The sequence below is a fragment of the Halomonas sp. DQ26W genome, assembly GCF_003339685.1.
Taxonomy (GTDB): domain Bacteria; phylum Pseudomonadota; class Gammaproteobacteria; order Pseudomonadales; family Halomonadaceae; genus Halomonas.
In genome coordinates, this window is the sequence record NZ_QPKI01000039.1 from 1 (window position 1) to 20334 (window position 20334).

General features: G+C 62.6%; 15 protein-coding genes. 9 read left to right on the top strand and 6 right to left on the bottom strand.

What is annotated here, in order from left to right:
* Positions 1-256: 256 nt before the first annotated feature.
* Together DU490_RS15945 and DU490_RS15950 are read right to left on the bottom strand one after the other, a co-directional pair.
* The gene (locus DU490_RS15945; protein ID WP_114575236.1) at positions 257-394 is read right to left on the bottom strand and encodes a DUF2905 family protein; all 138 of its coding nucleotides are present in this window, start codon (positions 392-394) and stop codon (positions 257-259) included.
* 131 nt (positions 395-525) lie between these two features.
* On the bottom strand, positions 526-3798 hold the full coding sequence (locus DU490_RS15950; RefSeq protein WP_114575237.1) for an FAD-binding and (Fe-S)-binding domain-containing protein: 3273 nt from the start codon (positions 3796-3798) through the stop codon (positions 526-528).
* A gap of 180 nt (positions 3799-3978) precedes the next feature.
* Between DU490_RS15950 and serS the strand changes: the two genes are divergently transcribed.
* The gene (gene serS, locus DU490_RS15955) at positions 3979-5256 is read left to right on the top strand and encodes a serine--tRNA ligase (RefSeq protein ID WP_114575249.1); all 1278 of its coding nucleotides are present in this window, start codon (positions 3979-3981) and stop codon (positions 5254-5256) included.
* 102 nt (positions 5257-5358) lie between these two features.
* On the opposite strand, the gene DU490_RS15960 is transcribed toward serS, so the two are convergent.
* The gene (locus DU490_RS15960; RefSeq protein ID WP_114575238.1) at positions 5359-6126 is read right to left on the bottom strand and encodes an SIMPL domain-containing protein; all 768 of its coding nucleotides are present in this window, start codon (positions 6124-6126) and stop codon (positions 5359-5361) included.
* Between the two features lie 133 nt (positions 6127-6259).
* On the opposite strand from DU490_RS15960, the gene DU490_RS15965 reads away from it, so the two are divergent.
* Positions 6260-7372 (top strand): AI-2E family transporter, encoded by a 1113-nt coding sequence (locus tag DU490_RS15965; protein WP_114575239.1) that lies wholly within the window; start codon positions 6260-6262, stop codon positions 7370-7372.
* Between the two features lie 74 nt (positions 7373-7446).
* Here DU490_RS15965 and trxA read toward each other — a convergent pair whose 3' ends face one another.
* Positions 7447-7770 (bottom strand): thioredoxin, encoded by a 324-nt coding sequence (gene trxA / locus DU490_RS15970; protein WP_114575240.1) that lies wholly within the window; start codon positions 7768-7770, stop codon positions 7447-7449.
* Between the two features lie 207 nt (positions 7771-7977).
* On the opposite strand from trxA, the gene cysB reads away from it, so the two are divergent.
* Positions 7978-8949, top strand: coding sequence for an HTH-type transcriptional regulator CysB (gene cysB / locus DU490_RS15975; protein ID WP_114575241.1), 972 nt, complete (start codon positions 7978-7980; stop codon positions 8947-8949).
* Positions 8950-8982: 33 nt separating this feature from the next.
* On the opposite strand, the gene DU490_RS15980 is transcribed toward cysB, so the two are convergent.
* Both DU490_RS15980 and pabB read right to left on the bottom strand, forming a co-directional pair.
* Entirely contained in the window at positions 8983-9714 is a 732-nt protein-coding gene (locus tag DU490_RS15980) for a phosphoadenylyl-sulfate reductase (protein ID WP_114575242.1), read from the bottom strand.
* 126 nt (positions 9715-9840) lie between these two features.
* On the bottom strand, positions 9841-11187 hold the full coding sequence (gene pabB / locus DU490_RS15985; RefSeq protein ID WP_114575250.1) for an aminodeoxychorismate synthase component I: 1347 nt from the start codon (positions 11185-11187) through the stop codon (positions 9841-9843).
* 238 nt (positions 11188-11425) lie between these two features.
* Here pabB and DU490_RS15990 point away from each other — a divergent pair, with 238 nt between their 5' ends.
* The 6 genes from DU490_RS15990 to prpD all read left to right on the top strand — a co-directional run bounded on the left by DU490_RS15990 (position 11426) and on the right by prpD (position 19923).
* Positions 11426-12136 carry a GntR family transcriptional regulator gene (locus tag DU490_RS15990; protein ID WP_114575243.1) on the top strand — a complete coding sequence of 237 codons (711 nt, stop codon included), beginning with the start codon at positions 11426-11428 and terminating at the stop codon, positions 12134-12136.
* A 31-nt stretch (positions 12137-12167) separates the two neighbouring features.
* Positions 12168-13052, top strand: a complete 885-nt coding sequence (gene prpB, locus DU490_RS15995) for a methylisocitrate lyase (RefSeq protein ID WP_114575244.1) — start codon at positions 12168-12170, stop codon at positions 13050-13052.
* A gap of 127 nt (positions 13053-13179) precedes the next feature.
* On the top strand, positions 13180-14307 hold the full coding sequence (gene prpC / locus DU490_RS16000) for a 2-methylcitrate synthase (protein ID WP_114575245.1): 1128 nt from the start codon (positions 13180-13182) through the stop codon (positions 14305-14307).
* Positions 14308-14382: 75 nt separating this feature from the next.
* Positions 14383-17025: a Fe/S-dependent 2-methylisocitrate dehydratase AcnD gene (gene acnD, locus DU490_RS16005; protein ID WP_114575246.1), complete on the top strand. Its 2643-nt coding sequence runs from the start codon at positions 14383-14385 to the stop codon at positions 17023-17025.
* Positions 17026-17117: 92 nt separating this feature from the next.
* Positions 17118-18296: a 2-methylaconitate cis-trans isomerase PrpF gene (prpF, locus tag DU490_RS16010; RefSeq protein ID WP_114575247.1), complete on the top strand. Its 1179-nt coding sequence runs from the start codon at positions 17118-17120 to the stop codon at positions 18294-18296.
* 142 nt (positions 18297-18438) lie between these two features.
* Positions 18439-19923 carry a 2-methylcitrate dehydratase gene (gene prpD / locus DU490_RS16015; protein WP_114575248.1) on the top strand — a complete coding sequence of 495 codons (1485 nt, stop codon included), beginning with the start codon at positions 18439-18441 and terminating at the stop codon, positions 19921-19923.
* Positions 19924-20334 lie beyond the last annotated feature (411 nt).

A 20334-nucleotide genomic window follows, 5' to 3' on the forward strand; every position in this document is an offset into this window, starting at 1 on the left:
AAAGAATCATTGTTGGAGCGCTGGTTCCCATCGCGATTGGCGCCGTCAGGCGCCTCGGCGGAGGCCACGGCGTAGGCGAGGTCGCCGGCACTGGCAACACCGCCGGGAGGCCTGCGGCCTCTTCACGCCAGTCTGCGTAGAACCCTTTGTTAGGCCATCCTGTTGCTGGTAAGTCCTCACTCGCTCCTGTGTTTTCAGCCTGATCACTGTTATGCATGTCGTGTGGCATGACTGGAATTGGTTCTTCCCCCCACCCTCATCGATTGAATAGCCACAGCATTGCCGAGAGCACTACGCTAATCAGGGTCATGGTGGCGATGGGGAAGTAGAACGAGAAAGTTTCACGGCGGATGGCAACGATGCACAGGCCGATGATGATCAGCGTGCGGGGCATCCTGCCGCCTGTTTCCTCGCAGCTTGGTTCGAAAGGCCGATAGGGTGTCAACTATACCCCGCCAGCCTTTCTGTTTTACCTTTGTTTTACCACTGTTTTACCACTGTTTTACCACTGTTTTACCAGCCTATTTACCAGCTGAGTTGACGCAGGTGGGTAAGCAGCCCCTGCAGCGGGTGTGGCAGATCCGTGTCGGAGAGCCGCTTCGCCTGGCTGCGGCAGGAGTAGCCGGTGGCCAGCAGGCGGCCGGGGTTGGCGTTGCCTTCTACCACGGGCTGCCACGACTGGGCGTAGATGGCCGCTGAGGTCTCGCGGTTGCGCGCCTCGTGGCCGTAGGTGCCGGACATCCCGCAGCAGCCGGTAGCGACGAGCTCTAGCTCGAAGCCGAAGGCGGCGAAGACTTGCTGCCACGCCTTGGGGCTGCCGGGGGCGTTGGTCGACTCGGTGCAGTGGGAGAGCAGCCGGTAGCCGGGGTCGTCAAGCGCGGATAGCTGCCCGGCCAGGGCCGGTGGTACAAGGCGTTGGCCCTGGGCCACCAGCCACTCCTGCAGCATCAGTACTTCGGGTATGGCCTGTGGCCCCAGTGCCTTCACATACTCCTGACGGTAGGTCAGGGTCATGGCCGGGTCGATGCCCACCAGCGGCACGCCGAATTCGGCCAGGGTGCGCAGGTGCCGTGCCTGTTTTTCCGCGGTGCGCTCGAAGGCGCCGAGGAAGCCCTGCACGTGCAGGGGCTTGCCGTTGGGCGAGTAGGGTGCGACGAACACCTTCATGTCGAGGCGCGCGAGCAGTTCGACGATGTCCTTCACCCGCTCGGCCTCGAAGTGGCTGGTAAAGGCGTCCTGGACGAGGACGACGCTTCTGGCCTTCTGTGCCTCACTCAGTAGACCCAGCGAGATCGGTGTGGCCTCGGCCACGCCCCAGGTCCGGAGCTGCTTGGCCAGGCGCGCGCGGGAGAGCCGCGGGCTGTCGACCAGCCCAATGGGGCCCGACAGTAGCTGGTCCACCCAGCGCTGGCCCAGCGCGGCGTTGTAGAGCGGTGCCATGCGCGCCAGGTAGGGCACGAAGAATTCCATGCCGCCGATCAGATAGTCGCGCACGGGCCGCAGGTAGCGGCGGTGGTAGAGCTCGAGGAACTGGGAGCGAAACTCGGGCACGTTGACCTTCACCGGGCACTGGCCGGCGCAGGACTTGCAGGCCAGACACCCCGCCATGGCGTCATAGACCTCATGGGAGAAGTCCGCCTCGTCGCGGCGCTTGAAGGTGTTGCGCACCCGCGCGGGAAGGGCCTTGAGAAAACCCCATCCGCCTTCGGCTCGTTGCTGGCGGGATTCCTCGAGCACGTCGACACCGGCGTTACCCTGAAGCCGCAGCCATTCGCGCATCAGGCTGGCGCGCCCCTTGGGCGAGTGCACCCGGTCGCGGGTCGCCTTCCACGAGGGGCACATGGCGTCGTTGGGGTCGTAGTTGTAGCAGGCACCGTTGCCGTTGCAGTAGACCGCGGCGCTGTGGGCCTGCCACACCCGCACGTCGATCTGACGGTCGAGCTGGCCACGGGTGGGCACGCCATCGATGGTCAACAGGCCCGGATCGACCAGTTTCACCGCCTGCTCCTCGACCACTTCGGGCGGAGTATCGAGCGCCTTTCCCGTGGGTTCGGGCGGAGTAAAGGCAGTACCCGCGGGTTCGGGCGGGATATACAGAGGAGTCGCGATTTTTCCTGGATTCAGCTGGTTATGCGGGTCGAAGGCGGCCTTGACCCGCTGCAGGCTGGGGTAGAGCTCGCCGAAAAACTTGGGTGCGTACTCCGAACGCACGCCCTTGCCGTGTTCACCCCACAGCAGGCCGCCATAGCGCTGGGTCAGCTCGGCCACGTCGTCGGATATTTCCCGGATCTGCGTCTCCTGGTCGGGGTCCTTCATGTCGATGGCCGGGCGCACGTGCAGCACACCGGCGTCGACGTGGCCGAACATGCCGTAGGCAAGGCCGCGGGCGTCTAGCAGGGCGCGGAACTCGGCGATATAGTCCGCCAGCCGCTCCGGCGGCACCGCGGTGTCCTCGACGAAGGGAATCGGGCGTTTCTCGCCCTTGGCATTGCCCAGTAGTCCCACGGCGCGCTTGCGCATGCCGTAGACGCGCTGGATGGCCCCACGTCCCTCGGCCAGGGTATAGCCCAGGCGCGGCACGCTCTCGTCCGCCTCCAGGTGGCGGCAGAAGGCAGTCACCCGCTGGGCCAGCCGCTCGGGGTCGTCGTCGTTGAACTCGACCAGGTTGATGCCGCGGATTGCCACCGCCTGGCGGGTGGCCGTGGCGGTGTCGCCGGTGGTGACACCCCTGCTCGACTCGTCGGGAAAGAACTCGGCCACGCTGTCCCAGACGAAGTCCTCCATGGCCAGCATCAACACCTTGTCGTCTACCGTTTCGATGGAGGTGGGGCGTGCCTGCGGCTGGGTTTGTGAAGAACCGCTGTTCGACATCAATGCCTTGGCGTCGCGCAGGGCGTCCATGAAGCCGGCGTAGCGCACATTGACCAGGGTCGAGTGCTTGGGGATGGGCAGGACGTTGAGTTCCGCCTCGTTGAGGAATCCCAGCGAGCCTTCCGAGCCGCATAGCAGGCTGTTCATGTCGAGGCGACCTTGCGCATCCCTCAAGTGCGCCAGGTCGTAGCCGGTCAGGCAGCGGTTGAGTGGCGGGAACTTGGCGGCGATCAGCTCTCCCTGTTCGTCGATGATCTCCCGGGCGGTGCGGTAGGCCGTGCCGATGATGTCGTCCCGGTTGCACAGCGCCTCCAGTTCGGTCGTTTCGGCCGGGCGGCTGACCAAGCGCTTGCCACCGAGCAGCACGGTGTCGAGTTCGAGCACGTGGTCGCGGGTCTTGCCGTATTCGCAGCTGCCCTGGCCGCTGGCGTCGGTGGATATCATGCCGCCGATGGTGGCGCGGCTGGAAGTGGAGAGGTCCGGGGCGAAGAACAGCCCGTGCGGCTTGAGCGCGGCGTTGAGCTGATCCTTGACCACGCCTGCCTGCACCCGCACGCGGCGGTTGTCGACGTCGATGTCGAGGATGCGGTTCATGTGCCGCGAGACATCCACCACCAGGCCGTCGGTGAGCGACTGGCCGTTGGTGCCGGTACCGCCGCCCCGGGGGGTGAGGGCGATCTGGCGGTGTTCGCTGCACGCGGCCAGGCGGGCGATGCGCTCGAGATCCTCGACCCCTTTCGGGTACAGCACCGCCTGGGGCAGGCGCTGGTAGATCGAGTTGTCGGTGGCGAGCACCGTGCGGTCGGCGTAGTCCGGGGCGATTTCGCCGGCGAAGCCATTGGCCTTCAGGACGTCGAGAAAGCGCAGGTAGGGTGCGGCGAGGCCGGCAAGGGGGCTCGATTGAGCGGTGTCCAGTCGTGCGATCATGGTGTCGTATTCAGTCGTTGTCGCTATCGCGGCATGGCCGGACAGGCAGAAGGGATGTTGCTACTTTACCCCGAGAGGGCGGTGGAGCGCACCCTGGCCCACGGCTGTTACATGGCATACGGCCACCCTTTTGCCTACAATGGGCGCCCCCATTTCACCGAATGCGACGGACTGGATTCCATGCTCGATCCCAAACTGCTGCGCAGCGACCTCGAGATGGTCGCTCAACGACTGGCCAAGCGTGGCTTCACGCTCGACACTGCGCGCCTCGAGGCGCTGGAGTCCCGGCACCGCGAGATCCAGACCGAGACCGAAACCCTGCAGGGCGAGCGCAATGCCCGCTCCAAGGCGATCGGCAAGGCCAAGGCCCAGGGCGAGGATATCCAGCCGCTGCTCGACGAGGTCAGCGACCTGGGCGACCGGCTCAATGCGGCCAAGCATCGCCTGGCCGAGGTGCAGGCGGAGTGGGACGAGGTAATCAGCGGCCTGCCCAACCTGCCCCATGAGAGCGCGCCCCAGGGCGAGAGTGAGGAAGATAACGTTGAGCTGCATCGCTGGGGCACGCCTAAGGCCTTCGACTTCACGGTCCGCGATCATGTGGACCTGGGTGGCTTGCAGGGCAATCTCGACTTCGAGCTGGCAACCAAACTGACCGGCGCCCGTTTCGCGGTGATGCGTGGCCCCATTGCCCGCCTGCATCGCGCCCTGACCCAGTTCATGCTGGACAAGCAGACCCTCGAGCATGGCTATGAGGAGTGTTACGTCCCCTATATGGTCAACGAAGCGTCGCTGTTCGGCACCGGCCAGCTGCCCAAGTTCGGCGAGGATCTGTTCCGCCTCGACGACGAGCGCGGCTACCACCTGATACCTACCGCCGAGGTGCCGCTGACCAACTTCGCGCGCGACGAGATCCTGCCCTACAAGGCGCTGCCAGTGAAGCTCACCGCCCATACGCCCTGTTTTCGCAGCGAAGCGGGCTCTCACGGTCGCGACACCCGCGGCATGATTCGTCAGCATCAGTTCGACAAGGTGGAGATGGTGCAGATGGTCGAGCCCGAGCAGAGCTATGCGGCGCTCGAGGAGATGCGCGGCCATGCCGAAGCGATCCTGCAGGCGCTCGAGCTGCCCTACCGGGTGGTGACCCTGTGCACCGGCGACATGGGCTTCGGCGCCGCCAAGACCTACGACCTGGAAGTGTGGCTGCCAAGCCAGGAGACCTATCGCGAGATATCCTCGGTTTCCAACTGCGAAGATTTCCAGGCGCGGCGCATGCAGGCGCGCTTCCGCCACCCCGAGCAGAAGAAGCCTCAGCTGCTGCATACCCTTAATGGCTCCGGCCTGGCGGTAGGGCGCTGCCTGATCGCGGTGATGGAGAACCACCAGAACGCCGACGGCTCGATCACCGTGCCCGAGGTACTGCGGCCCTATATGAGCGGTGTCGAGACCATCAACACCTGAGGCGTTAATCGCCGCTGCAGGCTTCAATACGAACGACCCCCATCTGGGCCTGCCCGATGGGGGTTGTTCGTTTGTGGCCTGACGTGGCGCTGCTATTCCAGCTTACGGCTGCGGATCAATCTCCCAGCTGACGCTGACCGCTGCCTCGATGATGATGGTGCCGGGGCGGTATTCCGCCTGGGGTACGCTTTCACGCATATCCGCACTCATGGCCATCATGCGCGGGGCATAGACCGGAGCATGGGTCTCGCTGACGTTGATGACCGACCCCAGCGTCACCCCGAGGGTAGAGGCCATCAGCTCGGCCTTGTGGCGCGCCTTCTCCAGTGCCATCACCAACGCCTCATCGCTGGCAGCGTCGCGGTCGGCGAGGTCATAGGTCACGCCGTCAAGGGCGTTGACCCTGGCATCGGTCATTGCGTCAAGCAGCAGTGGCAGGCTTTCCAGGTTGGCTACCTTTATCTGGAAGGGGCGTTCCAGGCGAGTTCGTACAAGCATCTCGCGTTCACCCTCGCTGGTCCTGGTGCCGGGAATATGCTCGGGGTGAACGTTCAGCGAGCCGGCACTGATCGCATCGCGCTCCAGTCCCGCTTCCTCCAGGGTGCGAATCAGTTCGGTGGCACGCTCTTCCAGCCGGTCGCGGGCTTCTCGCAGCGCCGTGGCGTCGCTGCCGGTATCCTCATCGCGAGCAATGGCCGGGGTGCGTTCCCACAGCCTAGCGCTGAGCGTGGCGCGGTCGGGTACTACTTCCCGTTGGGCCTCGGCCTGAACATCGAGCCGCGCGCGGGTTTCAGCGGCTTGCGTGGCGATGAGTGGTGTCATGGCAATCATCGCACCCAGTAGTAAAAGGGGGAGAAGTGAGCGGGACATTGTGCCTCCTTGCAGCAGGGCGTATCTGCGGGTAGTCGGTTGGAGTACTGGAGTTCGGGGCGACACGCGATGAATTTGTGTCACCGTCCGGTAGGCGCCATGATGAGTATCACACGCCAGACAGGGACGTGACATGCTTCGCCATAACAGTGACCCGCACTACAGTTATCCTCTTACACTGACACTGGCGCTGGCCGCACTGGTGATCATCATAGCCGGCATAAGGGCGGGGGCCGACCTGCTTGTGCCCTTGCTGCTGGCGCTGTTCATTGCGGTGGTATGTACCTCTCCGGTGAACTGGCTGCACCGGTGGGGCATCAGTCTCCGTCTCGCCGTTCTGCTCACCCTGTTGGTGATCGGCGCCTTTTTCTCCCTGGTCGGGCTGTTGGTGGTCAATACCTTCGGTACCTTCACTCAGGCGCTGCCCGGCATCGAGACGCGACTCTATGAGCGCTATCTGGATCTCCTCGACACCATGGCTTCCATGGGGCTTGCCATCGACCCCGAGCTGTTGGCGGGGCTAATCGATGTCGAAAATGGCAGTGCGTGGTTCCCGACCCTTCTCGGCGGCCTGGGGAACCTGCTGGTGCAGAGCGTCGTGGTGGCACTGCTGGTGATCTTCATGTTGTACGAGACGCTGAACTTTCGCGCCAAGATTTCCATGGCCCTGGACGACCCGGCTCCCAGCCTTCGGCGCTTCCAGGAGTTCAGTCAGACCCTCAAGCGTTACCTGGCCGTCAAGACGGTGATCAGCCTGGTGACCGGCGCACTGGCCTGGCTGGCCTGCATGGTGATGGGTGTGGATTTCCCCCTGCTGTGGGGCGTGCTGGCCTTTGCGCTCAATTTCATTCCCAATATCGGCTCGGCCCTCGCCGCCATACCGCCAGTCCTTCTGTTGCTGATATCCCAACACGGCGGGTTGCTGGACGCCTTCGGGCTGGCAATGGCCTATCTGGTCATCAACTTCGTCCTTGGCAATCTGGTGGAGCCTCGCCTGATGGGGCGGGCACTGGGTTTGTCGACTCTGGTGGCCTTTCTGTCCCTGGTAGTGTGGGGGTGGGCGCTGGGCGTGGTGGGCATGCTGTTATCGGTGGTGTTGACCATGACGCTGAAGATCGCCCTGGATAGCCATCCCGAAACACGCTGGATCGCTTACCTTTTGGGGCCGGGGGGGGAGCTGGTCGGTCACAAGGAGGGCGTCGGGAACATCGAACGCAGCGCTACCAAACGCGACGATGTTTCCTGAGCGGCGTTATCTGAGTCAGAAACAATTCGCCCCGGCCAGGGCCGGGGCGAACGGGGAGTCTTGGCCGCCTGAAATCAGGCGTTCTGATCGATGAACTGGGCCAACTGCGACTTGGACTGGGCGCCCACCAGTGAGGCAACCTTGGAGCCCGACTTGAATAGCATGACGGTAGGCACGCCACGAACACCTTGTTCGGCGGCAATTTCCGGTGCGTCATCCACGTTGATGCTGACTACTTTGAGATTGCCGGTACGCTCCTCGGCAACCTCGTCGATCACCGGTGCCATGACTTTGCAGGGGCCGCACCATGGGGCCCAGAACTTCAGCAGCACGGGTTGATCTGCCTTCAGGACTTCCTGCTCGAAGTTGGCATTGGTGACATCGACGTTATTGGCCATGTGATTCTCCAGTTACGTTGCGCTGCATCGAGCGGGTCGGAATGACACGCCAGCGGCGTGTCCGGTCGGCTGATGTTAGCGGGCGACCGGGTCGCTGGCAAATGGGATGTGTAGTGGTTTTCTTTTATGCCATTTAGTGCTTACATGGTGCTGTTTTATTCGAGGTTGTGTAATAGCCCAACGGGCGGCATAGGGGAGAGGTCCACCATGAAGCTTCAGCAACTGCGCTATGTGTGGGAAGTGACCCGCCACAATCTCAATGTCTCTTCCACAGCTCAGAGCCTCTATACCTCTCAGCCGGGCATCTCCAAGCAGATACGCCTGCTGGAAGATGAGCTGGGAGTCGAGATATTTGCCCGAAGTGGCAAGCACCTGACGCGAGTGACGCCGGCAGGGCAGGCGATTGTCGAGCTGGCAGGCCAGGTATTACGGCTGGTCGAGAACATCAAGCAGGTGGCCCAGGAGCATAGCGACGAGCGGCGCGGTAGCCTCTCCATCGCCACGACCCACACCCAGGCCCGCTATGCACTTCCGCCGGTCATCGGCGCGTTCACTCGCAAGTATCCGGATGTGGCGCTGCACATGCAGCAGGGCACACCCAAGCAGATCGCCCAGATGGTCAGCGATGGTCAGGCCGACTTCGCCATCTGTACCGAGGCGCTAGAACTGTTCAATGACTTGATTCTACTGCCTTGCTATCGCTGGAATCGCTGTGTACTGGTGCCGCGTGGTCATCCTCTGGCCGAATCGGGAGAACTTACTTTGGAGCGCCTGGCCGAGCAACCGTTGGTCACCTATGTCTTCGGCTTCACTGGTCGCTCCCAACTGGACGATGCCTTCCGTGCCAAGGGGCTCTCACCCAATGTCGTACTGACGGCGGCCGATGCCGATGTGATCAAGACTTATGTCCGTCTGGGCCTCGGTGTCGGTATCGTGGCTCACATGGCGGTCGATGCCGAGCTGGATGATGACCTGATAGCGCTCGAAGCCAACCATCTATTCGAGAGTTCCGTCACCAAGATCGGCATTCGTCGCGGCACCTTCATGCGCGGCTACATGTATGACTTCGTCAAGGGGTTTGCCGATCATCTCGAGCGTGATCTGGTCGATGCCGCGCTGGCCGCGGGGCCTCGGCACGAAGATGGCCTGTTCAAGGACATCGAACTGCCGGTTCGCTAGACCGGCATAGACGGGCCGGCATGACAGCGCGACTCAGCGTGTGGCGAGATTGGCCACGTGCAGTCCGCACTCCTTGCCGCCTTTATCTTCCCACCACCAGCGTCCTTCCCGCTCGTGCTGGTGAGGCAGGGTGGGGCGGGTGCAAGGTTCGCAGCCGATGCTGATGAAGCCTCGCTCATGCAGCGGGTTGTAGGGCACGTCAAACATGCGGATATAGGTCCACACGTCTTCGCTGGTCCAGTGGGTCAACGGGTTGATCTTGAAGAGCGGTGTAGCCTCGCTGCCGAAGGCGCCGTCACGCTCGGCGACCTGCAGTGTCGAGCGCGTGCCCGGGCTCTGGTCGCGGCGCTGGCCGGTGACCCACATCGACAGGCCCTGGAGCCGTTCACGCAGCGGCGCCACCTTGCGGATGCTGCAGCACTCTTGGTGTCCGTCGTGATAGAAGCTGTAAAGCCCCTTCTGCGTTACCAGTGCCTGTACCGCCTGGGTGTCGGGAAAGCGTATGTCGATCTTGATGCCGTAATGTTTGCGAACACGTTCGATGAAGGCATAGGTTTCGGCATGCAGGCGCCCGGTATCGAGCGAGAAGACGTGCACCTTCTCCGGGGGTGCCACTTTGAGCGCCAGGTCGATCAGCACCACGTCTTCGGCACCGGAAAAGGAGACCGTCAGTTCGCCGAAAGCAGCATAGGCAGCGCGCAGAATCTCCTTGGGCGCGGCCTGGTCCTGTTCGAGAACGAACTGTGCGGTATTGAAGGGCGCCATGCCGACCTCCGTAGCAAATGATGGTGGTACCGTAACATGGTGGTACCGTAACAAAGGCCGTGGCCATAGCCCCAATACCGATTGGTTAGAATCTTATATACCATTTTGTGCTTATCGGCTTTGTTGTTATGCCAGTGCGCCCATCAGGTGGCGAATCTTGTCCAGTGTCTCGGTGTACTCGGCGTCGACGTTGGAATCCGCCACCAGTCCACCTCCTCCCCACAGATGGAGCCTGCCGGCATCGGCCACCGCAGTGCGAATGGCGATGGACGTGTCCATGCGACCACGAGCATCCACGTAGCCCAGGCTGCCGCAGTAGACGCTGCGCCTGCTGGGTTCCAGTTCATCGATGATCTGCATGGCGCGGACCTTGGGGGCCCCGGTGATCGAGCCGCCGGGAAAGGCGGCGGCAAGCAGGCCGAGCGGACGCTTTCCGGCTGCTAGTTCGCCGCACACGATGCTGACCAGGTGATGAACGTTGGCGTAGCTTTCCAGCCCGCAGAGCTGAGGGACCCTGACACTGCCTGGGTGGCATACCCGGCCCAGGTCGTTGCGCAACAGGTCGACGATCATCACGTTCTCGGCGCGATCCTTGAGGCTGGTGGAGAGTGCTTCAGCCAGTTGCCGGTCTTGCTCGGGCGTCAGTCCGCGTGGGCGAGTACCCTTGATCGGGCGGGTCTCGACGCTACCATCTTCAAGGCATAGCAGAAAGCGTTCGGGCGAGAGCGACAGGATGGCCTGCTGGTCCCAGGCCATAAAGCCTGAATAAGGGGTTGGCGTGGCCCGGCGAAGGCGCTGATAGGCCTCCCAAAGGTCGCCGGTGAAGGGCGCGCTGAAGCGCTGGGCCAGGTTGATCTGATAGCAGTCTCCGGCGCGAATATAGTCCTGGACGGCGGAAAACCGCCGTGCATAGTCCTCCCTGTGAAGCTCGCCTTCGAAGGGGGCCAATAGCCGAAACGGCTCCCCCGGGAGCGGTGACGCTTCGAGCCACTCCATGACCTGGCCCCGGCGCTCGGCACTTGCGACCAGCCATGTCTCGGCGGCTTCATGATCTTGAATGAGTGCCCAATCATAGAGGCCGACGCGGCTGGCCGGGAGGTGCACGATCTGCTGTGATCGGCCCCCAACGGGCTCCAGACAGCGGCCCAGGTCGTAGCCCCAGTACCCTATCAAGCCCCCGAGAAAGGGTAGCTCGCTGTCGGGAAGTGCGAGTGCGAGGCTGTCCAGCAGAGCCTGTTGGGCGGTAAACGGGTCTTCCTCTTTCCTACCCTCGACCCCGCCGCTCAGGCGGCCCCGATCGTCGATCGACAGGACCGTCAGCGGATCGCTGCTCATGATGTCATAACGTCCGCCGGGGGCAATGGGGCGTCCGCTGTCCAACAGTACGGCTCCCGGGCGCTTTCGCAGGGCGGAGAAATAGCCCAGCGGATCGTCTCGGTAGGGAAGCGGAGTGATCTCGAGTCGTATGGTCATTGCCGGCGCCTTTCGGAACAGGCGACCCATTCTAGGGATCAGGTGATGATTTGTCCTATAGCACGATGCAACGCCCCCGGGCATTTCCATCAACGCTGGCTCTAATTGTCGACACTCAGTTGGGCAATACCCCCGGTTCTCTACAACCAAAGACGTAGCGTGTTGGGCTTATCAGGCGGTTGACCGGGGCGTGGGCAATGTCTAAAGTCACCCCATCATTTAATTGTCGACAATTGCCATGAACTCAATCGTACCAGAACAGGCCGCACCCGAGGTTCGCACCCTGGCCGAACGGGTCTTTCATGAGCTGCAGGATGCCATTGTGCGCGGCGAGCTGGAACCGGGAAGCAAGATAACCGAACCGGGCCTGTCCAAGGCCTACGGCATCTCCCGCGGACCGCTGCGCGAGGCCATGCGGCGCCTCGAGTCGCATCGTCTCATCGAGCGGGTGCCCCATGTCGGCGCCCGCGTGGTCAAGTTGTCGATGAAAGAGCTGCTGGAGTTGTTCGACGTGCGAGAAGCGCTCGAAAGCATGGCAGCGCGCCTGGCGGCGGAACACATGAGCACCGAGGAGATCGCCGGCCTGCGCAAAGTGCTCGCGCTTCATGAGCAGCAGGCCGACCTCAAGAGCGGTGAGGCTTACTATCAGCGCGAAGGTGACCTGGACTTCCATTATCGTATCGTCCTTGGCAGCCACAACCGCATGCTGATGACGATGCTGTGTGACGACCTATATTACCTGGTGCGGCTCTACCGCACCCAGTTCAGCGCCAGCGGCTCACGGCCCCATCGCGCCTTTGTCGAACACCACCGCATCGTTGATGCCATCGAAGCCGGTGACGCCGAACTGGCCGAACTGCTCATGCGCCGCCACGTCAGTGCCTCACGTGCCAACGTGGTCGACCGTTACGCAACGACTCTCAAGCAGCAAGCCGAGGCGGCCAGCTGAGGCCAGCCCGGACATACAAAGGAGCATTTCCATGACTCAAACCACTCCCGGTGCCCGCTTTCGTGCCGCCCTGGCCGACAGCCGGCCACTACCGATCGTCGGCACCATCAATGCCTATACCGCCATGATGGCTGAGCGGGTGGGACACAAGGCCATTTACCTGTCCGGTGGCGGCGTGGCGAATGCCTCCTTCGGTCTGCCTGACCTGGGCATGACCACCATGAATGACGTGGTAGCGGATGCTCACCGTATCTGTGGGGCAACGGACTTGCCGCTGCTGGTGGATATCGATACCGGCTGGGGCGGTGCCTTCAATATCGCGCGCACCGTCAAGGAGATGCAGCGTGCCGGTGTGGCTGCCGTGCACATCGAAGATCAGGTGGCCCAGAAACGCTGTGGCCACCGTCCCAACAAGGCGATCGTTTCCCAGCAGGAGATGGTAGATCGCGTCAAGGCAGCTGCCGACGCGAAAATGGACCCGGATTTCTATCTGATCGCCCGCACCGACGCTTTCCAGAAGGATGGTTTGGATGCCGCCATTGAGCGCGCCAGCGCCTGTATCGAAGCCGGTGCCGACGCCATTTTCGCTGAAGCGGTGCACACCCTGGATGATTACCGAGCTTTCTGCGAGCGGGTCGATGCGCCGATCCTGGCTAACATCACCGAATTCGGTGCCACACCGCTGTTCAGCCAGCAGGAGCTCGGCGAGGTGGGCTGCCGCATGGTGCTCTATCCGCTGTCGGCATTTCGTGCCATGAACGCCGCCGCGCTAAAGGTCTACCAGAGCATTCACGACAACGGCCATCAGCGCGATGTCGTCGAGCTGATGCAGACCCGTGACGAACTCTACGATTTTCTCAACTATCACAGCTTCGAGCAGAAGCTGGATGCCCTTTTCGAGAAGGGCGGCGAGTGATGGCGGGCCGTAGCTCGGTATGACGTATTGATCTCGTGGCGTCTCACCAGGCCTGATTCATGGCCTGGCAGGGTGGCGCCCATGACAGATATGACAATGAAAGATAGACAAACCAAGGAGACGCGACATGTCAGATAAACCCGTCAGCAGCACCGGCCTGCGCGGCCAGAGCGCCGGCACAACGGCACTGTGCACCGTCGGCAAGACCGGCTCGGGCCTGACCTACCGTGGCTTTGACGTCAAGGAACTGGCCGAAAAGGCGCGCTTCGAGGAAGTGGCCTACCTGCTGCTCAAGGGCAAGCTGCCGAACCAGGCCGAGCTCGATGCCTATATCACCAAGCTCAAGGGATTGCGTGGTCTGCCCCAGGCGCTCAAGGCCGTGCTCGAGCAGATTCCGGCCAATGCCCATCCCATGGATGTGATGCGTACCGGGGCTTCCATGCTGGGCAATCTCGAGACTGAAGAGAGTTTCGACGAGCAGCAGGATGTCTCCGACCGCTTGCTGGCAGTGCTACCCTCGATCATCTGCTACTGGTATCGCTACAGCCATGACGGTGTGCGCATCGAGACCGAGACCGACGACGAGTCGGTGGGCGCTCACTTTCTGCACCTGCTGCGTGGTGAAAGACCCTCCGAGCTGCACGCCCGTGTGATGAACGTCTCGCTGATCCTCTATGCCGAGCATGAGTTTAACGCCTCGACCTTTACCGCGCGCGTCTGCGCCTCGACGCTGTCTGACATGCACTCCTGTGTGACCGGTGCCATCGGCTCGCTGCGTGGCCCGCTGCACGGCGGTGCCAACGAGGCGGCCATGGACATGATCGAGAACTGGAAGTCGCCGGAAGAGGCGGAGCGTGAGATCATGGGCATGCTTGAGCGCAAGGAGAAGATCATGGGCTTCGGCCACGCGATCTATCGCGAGTCCGACCCGCGCAACGCCATCATCAAGGAGTGGTCTGAGAGGCTGGCCCAGGACGTTGGCGACAGCGTGCTCTACCCGGTTTCGGTGCGCGTCGAAGAGGTCATGTGGCGTGAGAAGAAACTGTTCTGCAACGCCGACTTCTTCCATGCCAGCGCCTATCACTTCATGGAGATCCCCACCAAGCTGTTCACGCCAATCTTCGTTTGCTCGCGCGTCACTGGCTGGTGTGCCCATGTCTTCGAGCAGCGGGCCAACAACCGGATCATCCGCCCCAGCGCCGACTATAACGGCCCCGAGAAGAGCGAGTGGGTGCCCCTCGAGGAGCGCGACTGAACTCTCCCGTGACAAGGCGGCCTGCGGGCCGCCTTTTGTCCTAACCGACCCACACCACGCGAAGACTTCGACGCCATGAATACCGATTACCGTAAACCGCTTCCCGGCACCGAGCTGGACTATTTCGACGTGCGTGCGGCCGTCGAGGATATTCAGCCCGGTGCCTATGACACCCTTCCTTACACCTCCCGGGTGCTCGCCGAACAGCTGGTGCGTCGCTGCGAGTCCGAGCTGCTCACCGATGCGCTCAAGCAACTGATCGAGCGCCGCCGCGACCTGGACTTTCCCTGGTACCCGGCACGGGTGGTGTGTCACGACATTCTTGGCCAGACGGCGCTGGTCGATCTGGCCGGCCTGCGCGATGCCATCGCCGAGCAGGGTGGGGACCCCGCCAAGGTCAACCCGGTGGTGCCGACTCAGCTGATCGTCGATCACTCCCTGGCCGTGGAGCACGCCGGCTTCGATCCGGACGCCTTCGACAAGAACCGTGCCATCGAGGATCGTCGCAACGAGGATCGCTTCCACTTCATCGAGTGGACCAAGACGGCGTTCGAGAACGTGGACGTGATCCCCGCCGGCAATGGCATCATGCACCAGATCAACCTGGAGAAGATGTCGCCGGTGGTGCAGGTGCGCCCCGACGAAAATGGAAAGCAGGTGGCCTATCCCGATACCTGCGTGGGCACCGACAGCCACACGCCGCATATCGACTGCCTGGGCGTGATTGCCATCGGTGTGGGCGGTCTCGAGGCCGAGACCGTGATGCTGGGTCGCCCCTCCATGATGCGCCTGCCCGATATCGTCGGCGTGGAACTGACCGGCAAACCAAAGCCCGGCATCACCGCCACCGATATCGTGCTGGCGATTACCGAGTTCCTGCGCAAGGAGCGCGTGGTCGGGGCCTATCTCGAGTTCTTTGGCGAGGGTGCCAAGAGCCTGACCATCGGCGACCGCGCCACAATCTCCAACATGACCCCGGAGTATGGTGCTTCCGCGGCGATGTTCTACATCGATGAGCAGACCCTCGACTATCTCACCCTCACTGGCCGCGAGCCGGAGCAGGTCGAGCTGGTCGAGACCTACGCCAAACAGACCGGCCTGTGGGCCGACAGCCTGGCTGAAGCCCAGTACGAGCGGGTGTTGACCTTCGACCTCACCAGCGTGGAACGCAACCTGGCCGGGCCCTCCAATCCGCACCGCCGCCTGCCCACCAGCGCCCTGGTCGAGCGCGGCATCGCCGTACCCTCATATAAGGACAGCGACAAGGCTCAGGTGGAAGAGAAGGAGGGCAAGATTCCCGATGGCGCAGTGATCATCGCCGCCATCACCAGCTGCACCAACACTTCCAACCCCCGCAACGTGGTGGGCGCCGCCCTGCTGGCCAAGAAGGCCAACGAGCTCGGCCTGATTCGCAAGCCATGGGTGAAGTCGTCTTTTGCACCTGGCTCCAAGGTCGCGCGTCTCTATCTGGAAGAGGCGGGCCTGCTGTCCGAGCTGGAGAAGCTCGGTTTCGGCATCGTCGCCTACGCCTGCACCACCTGTAACGGTATGTCCGGTGCCCTGGATCCAGAGATCCAGCAAGAGATCATCGACCGCGACCTTTACGCCACCGCGGTGCTTTCCGGCAACCGCAACTTCGACGGGCGCATACACCCTTATGCCAAGCAGGCCTTCCTGGCTTCGCCGGCGCTGGTGGTGGCCTATGCCATTGCCGGTACCGTGCGCTTCGACATCGAGAAGGACGTGCTGGGTACCGACCACAACGGCAACCCAGTGACCCTCAAGGACCTCTGGCCCTCCGACGAGGAGATCGATGCCATCGTCGGGGAGTTCGTCAAGCCGGAACAGTTCAAGCAGGTCTATATCCCGATGTTTGATCTGGGCGCCTTTGAACCTGCCGAGAGCCCGCTCTACGACTGGCGCCCGCAGAGCACGTACATCCGACGCCCGCCCTACTGGGAAGGCAACATGGCGGCTGTGCGTGCGCTGAAGGGCATGCGGCCGCTGGCGATCCTGCCGGACAACATCACCACCGACCATCTGTCGCCGTCCAATGCCATCATGATGGACAGTGCGGCGGGGGAGTACCTGCACAAGATGGGCCTGCCGGAGGAGGACTTCAATTCCTACGCTACCCACCGCGGTGACCACCTCACTGCGCTGCGGGCCACCCTGGCCAACCCCAAGCTGTTCAACGAGATGGTCCGCGACGAGAGCGGTGAGGTGAAACAGGGCTCGCTGGCGCGCATCGAGCCGGAAGGCCAGGTGACTCGCATGTGGGAGGCCATCGAGACCTACATGGAGCGCGGCCAGCCGCTGATCGTCATCGCCGGCGCCGACTACGGCCAGGGTTCCTCCCGGGACTGGGCGGCCAAGGGCGTGGCGCTGGCCGGGGTCGAAGCGATCGTCGCCGAGGGCTTCGAGCGCATCCACCGCACCAACCTGATCGGCATGGGCGTGATGCCGCTGCAGTTCGAGGAGGGCACCACCCGCCACACCCTGCAGCTCGACGGCACCGAGACCTACGACGTCGAGGGCGCGGCGTCACCGGGCGCAACGCTCGAACTGGTCATCCATCGCAAGACGGGCGAGGTCGATCGCGTGCCGGTGACCTGCCGCCTGGATACCGCAGAGGAAGTCACCGTGTACTCCGCCGGCGGCGTGCTGCAGCGCTTCGCCAAGGACTTCCTGGAGTCCTCGGTAGAGGCTGTCAGCTGAGCCGGGCGACAGTCTCACGATGTTGAAACCTCATCGACCCGGCGCCGCAAGGCCCGGGTCGATCTTTCTCGATAGATAAGGAAGCGACCTTCATGGCACAGGTTCCCCAGATTCGCATTCCCGCCACCTACATGCGCGGTGGCACCAGCAAGGGCGTCTTCTTCAAGCTCGACGACCTACCCGGGGCCGCGCACTCGCCGGGCGAAGCCCGAGACAAGCTCTTGCTGCGAGTGATCGGCAGCCCCGATCCCTACCAGAAGCAAATCGACGGCATGGGTGCGGCGACGTCCAGCACCAGCAAGACAGTAATCCTGTCGAAGAGCACCCAGCCGGATCACGATGTCGACTATTTGTTTGGTCAGGTATCCATCGACAAGGCATTCGTCGACTGGAGCGGAAACTGCGGCAACCTGTCGGCGGCGGTGGGGCCATTCGCCATCAGCAATGGTCTGGTGGACCCGGCGCGTATCCCGGAGAACGGTGTAGTAGAGGTGCGTATCTGGCAGGCCAACATCGGCAAGAGCATCGTCTCCGAAGTACCGGTGATCGATGGTGTCGTACAGGAGACCGGTGACTTCGAGCTGGATGGCGTCACCTTCCCGGCGGCGGAGATTCCGGTGGCATTCATGGACCCTGCCGACGGTGAAGGTGCGATGTTCCCCACCGGCAACCTGGTCGATGACCTCGATGTGCCCGGCGTGGGCGTCTTGAAGGCAACACTGATCAACGCCGGCATCCCGACCATCTTCATCAACGCCGAAGCCATCGGCTACATCGGCAACGAACTGCAGGAGGCGATCAACGACAATCCCGATGCCTTGGCCATGTTCGAGACGATCCGCGCCCATGGTGCGGTGCGTATGGGGCTCATCCAGCACATCGATGAAGCCGCCAGTCGCCAACACACCCCCAAGGTCGCCTTCGTCGCCAAGCCGTCGGACTACATTGCTTCCAGCGGCAAGGCGGTCAAGGCCAATGATGTGGATCTACTGGTGCGCGCACTCTCCATGGGCAAGCTGCACCACGCCATGATGGGCACGGCCGCCGTTGCCATTGGTGCCGCCGCGGCGATACCGGGAACCTTGGTCAACCTTGCGGCGGGCGGCGGGGATCGTACCTCGGTGCACTTCGGTCACCCCTCGGGCACCCTGCGGGTTGGTGCCGAAGCCACGCGTGTGGGTAACAACTGGACGGTGACCAAGGCGATCATGAGCCGCAGCGCAAGAGTGCTGATGGAAGGGTGGGTGAGAATCCCCGGTGATGCTTTCTGAGGCATTGCATTTCGTCAGTTACTCGCCCCGGTTCGCAAGAACCGGGGCGTTTTCTATAGTGAAGGCAAGGATTAGTGAAGGCATGTACTAGTGAAGGCATGTACTAGTGAAGCATGGACTCAGCGACGAACAGGAGAACACCATGAGCAGCACCGTGGAAGCCAATGTGCGTCCGGGCTACGACATCGAGCTGCAGCGGATTGCCGACTATGTTCTTGACTACCGAATCGATAGTGCCGAAGCCTGGGGCACGGCCCGCAACTGCCTGATGGATACGCTGGGCTGCGGCCTGCTGGCGCTACGCTTCCCGGAGTGCACGAAACACCTGGGCCCGATCGTCGAAGGCACCATCGTACCCCACGGCGCCCGGGTCCCCGGTACGTCATTCCGTCTCGACCCGGTCAAGGCGGCCTGGGATATCGGCTGCATCGTGCGCTGGCTCGATTACAATGATACCTGGTTGGCCGCCGAGTGGGGGCACCCCTCCGATAACCTGGGTGGCATTCTTGCCGTGGCGGACCACCTCTCCCAGAAGCGGGTAGCCGCGGGGGAGGCGCCGCTGACCATGCGCGACGTGCTCGAAGCCATGATCATGGCCCACGAGATCCAGGGTGTGCTGGCACTGGGCAACTCCTTCAATCGCGTTGGCCTCGACCATGTGGTATTGGTCAAGGTGGCTACCACCGCCGTGACCGCCAAGATGATGGGCGCCGACCGGGAGCAGATACTCTCTGCACTGTCTCATGCCTGGGTCGATGGCCAGAGCCTGCGTACCTATCGTCATGCCCCCAACGCCGGATCGCGTAAGAGCTGGGCCGCCGGTGATGCCACCTCCCGCGGGGTGCGTCTGGCTGATATCGCCCTGCGCGGCGAGATGGGAGTGCCTGGAGCGCTGTCGGCTCCGCAGTGGGGTTTCTATGACGTGTTGTTCAGCCATACCAACAAGGACCTCGCGACTAAACCGGAAGGGGAGCGCAAGTTCTCCTTCCAGCGTGACTTCGGCAGCTATGTCATGGAAAACGTACTGTTCAAGATATCCTTCCCGGCTGAATTCCATGCCCAGACCGCCTGCGAAGCCGCCGTGACCTTGCATCCGCAGGTCAAGGATCGCCTGGACGAGATCGACAGGATCGCACTGACCACCCACGATTCGGCGATTCGTATCATCTCCAAGTCCGGCGCCTTGGCAAACCCGGCCGACCGGGACCACTGCCTGCAGTACATGACTGCCGTGCCGCTCGCTTTAGGTATCCTGGTGGCCGAGCATTACGAGGATGAGTTTCACGCGGCGCATCCCATCATCGATGAGTTGCGAGACAAGATGGAGGTGATCGAGGACGAGCGCTATTCACGGGACTATCACGACCCCGGCAAACGCTCGATTGCCAACGCCATCCAGGTCTTCTTCAAGGACGGAAGTGCCACCGACAAGGTCGAGGTCGAATACCCGATCGGCCATCGGCGCCGCCGCTCGGAAGGCATCACCGTGCTTGAAGACAAGTTCCGGCGAAATCTGGCTACGCGTTTTCCTCAGGGACGCACCGCACACATATGCGAGCTATGTCGCGACCAGCCGCGGCTGGAAGAGACGCCGGTACACCAGTTCGTCGACCTGTGGGTGATCTAGGTAAACACTGTACAAATGCCTGCACGAGCGAATCACTGCGTTGCGCGGTGCGCGGAATCCTCACCTATACCCTATATGCTCCGGTACCTGTGCTCCGTGCACTTTGTGCTTCCTCTCGCTCGTCGATTTGTTCAGCGTTTCCCGAAGCGGCAATGCAGCGGTGCCCTGTTTCCGCAGGGTTGACGAAAGATTTGATGACGGTCATGGAAGGTGCCGGCAGGGTGGTCTATAGTTTTTTGATGAGCTGGGGTTGTGCTCCTCTCGGGTAACAAGTAGAGTACGCATCCGCTGCCGGCAAGCGCGGCGCTTCGACACCAGAACGGCTTCGGCAGGGTGCGAAGGGAGTTGACAAACTCAGCCACTTCAGTAGAATACGCCTTCCTCGCAGGGCGCTGGCGAGGCCGCTAACAG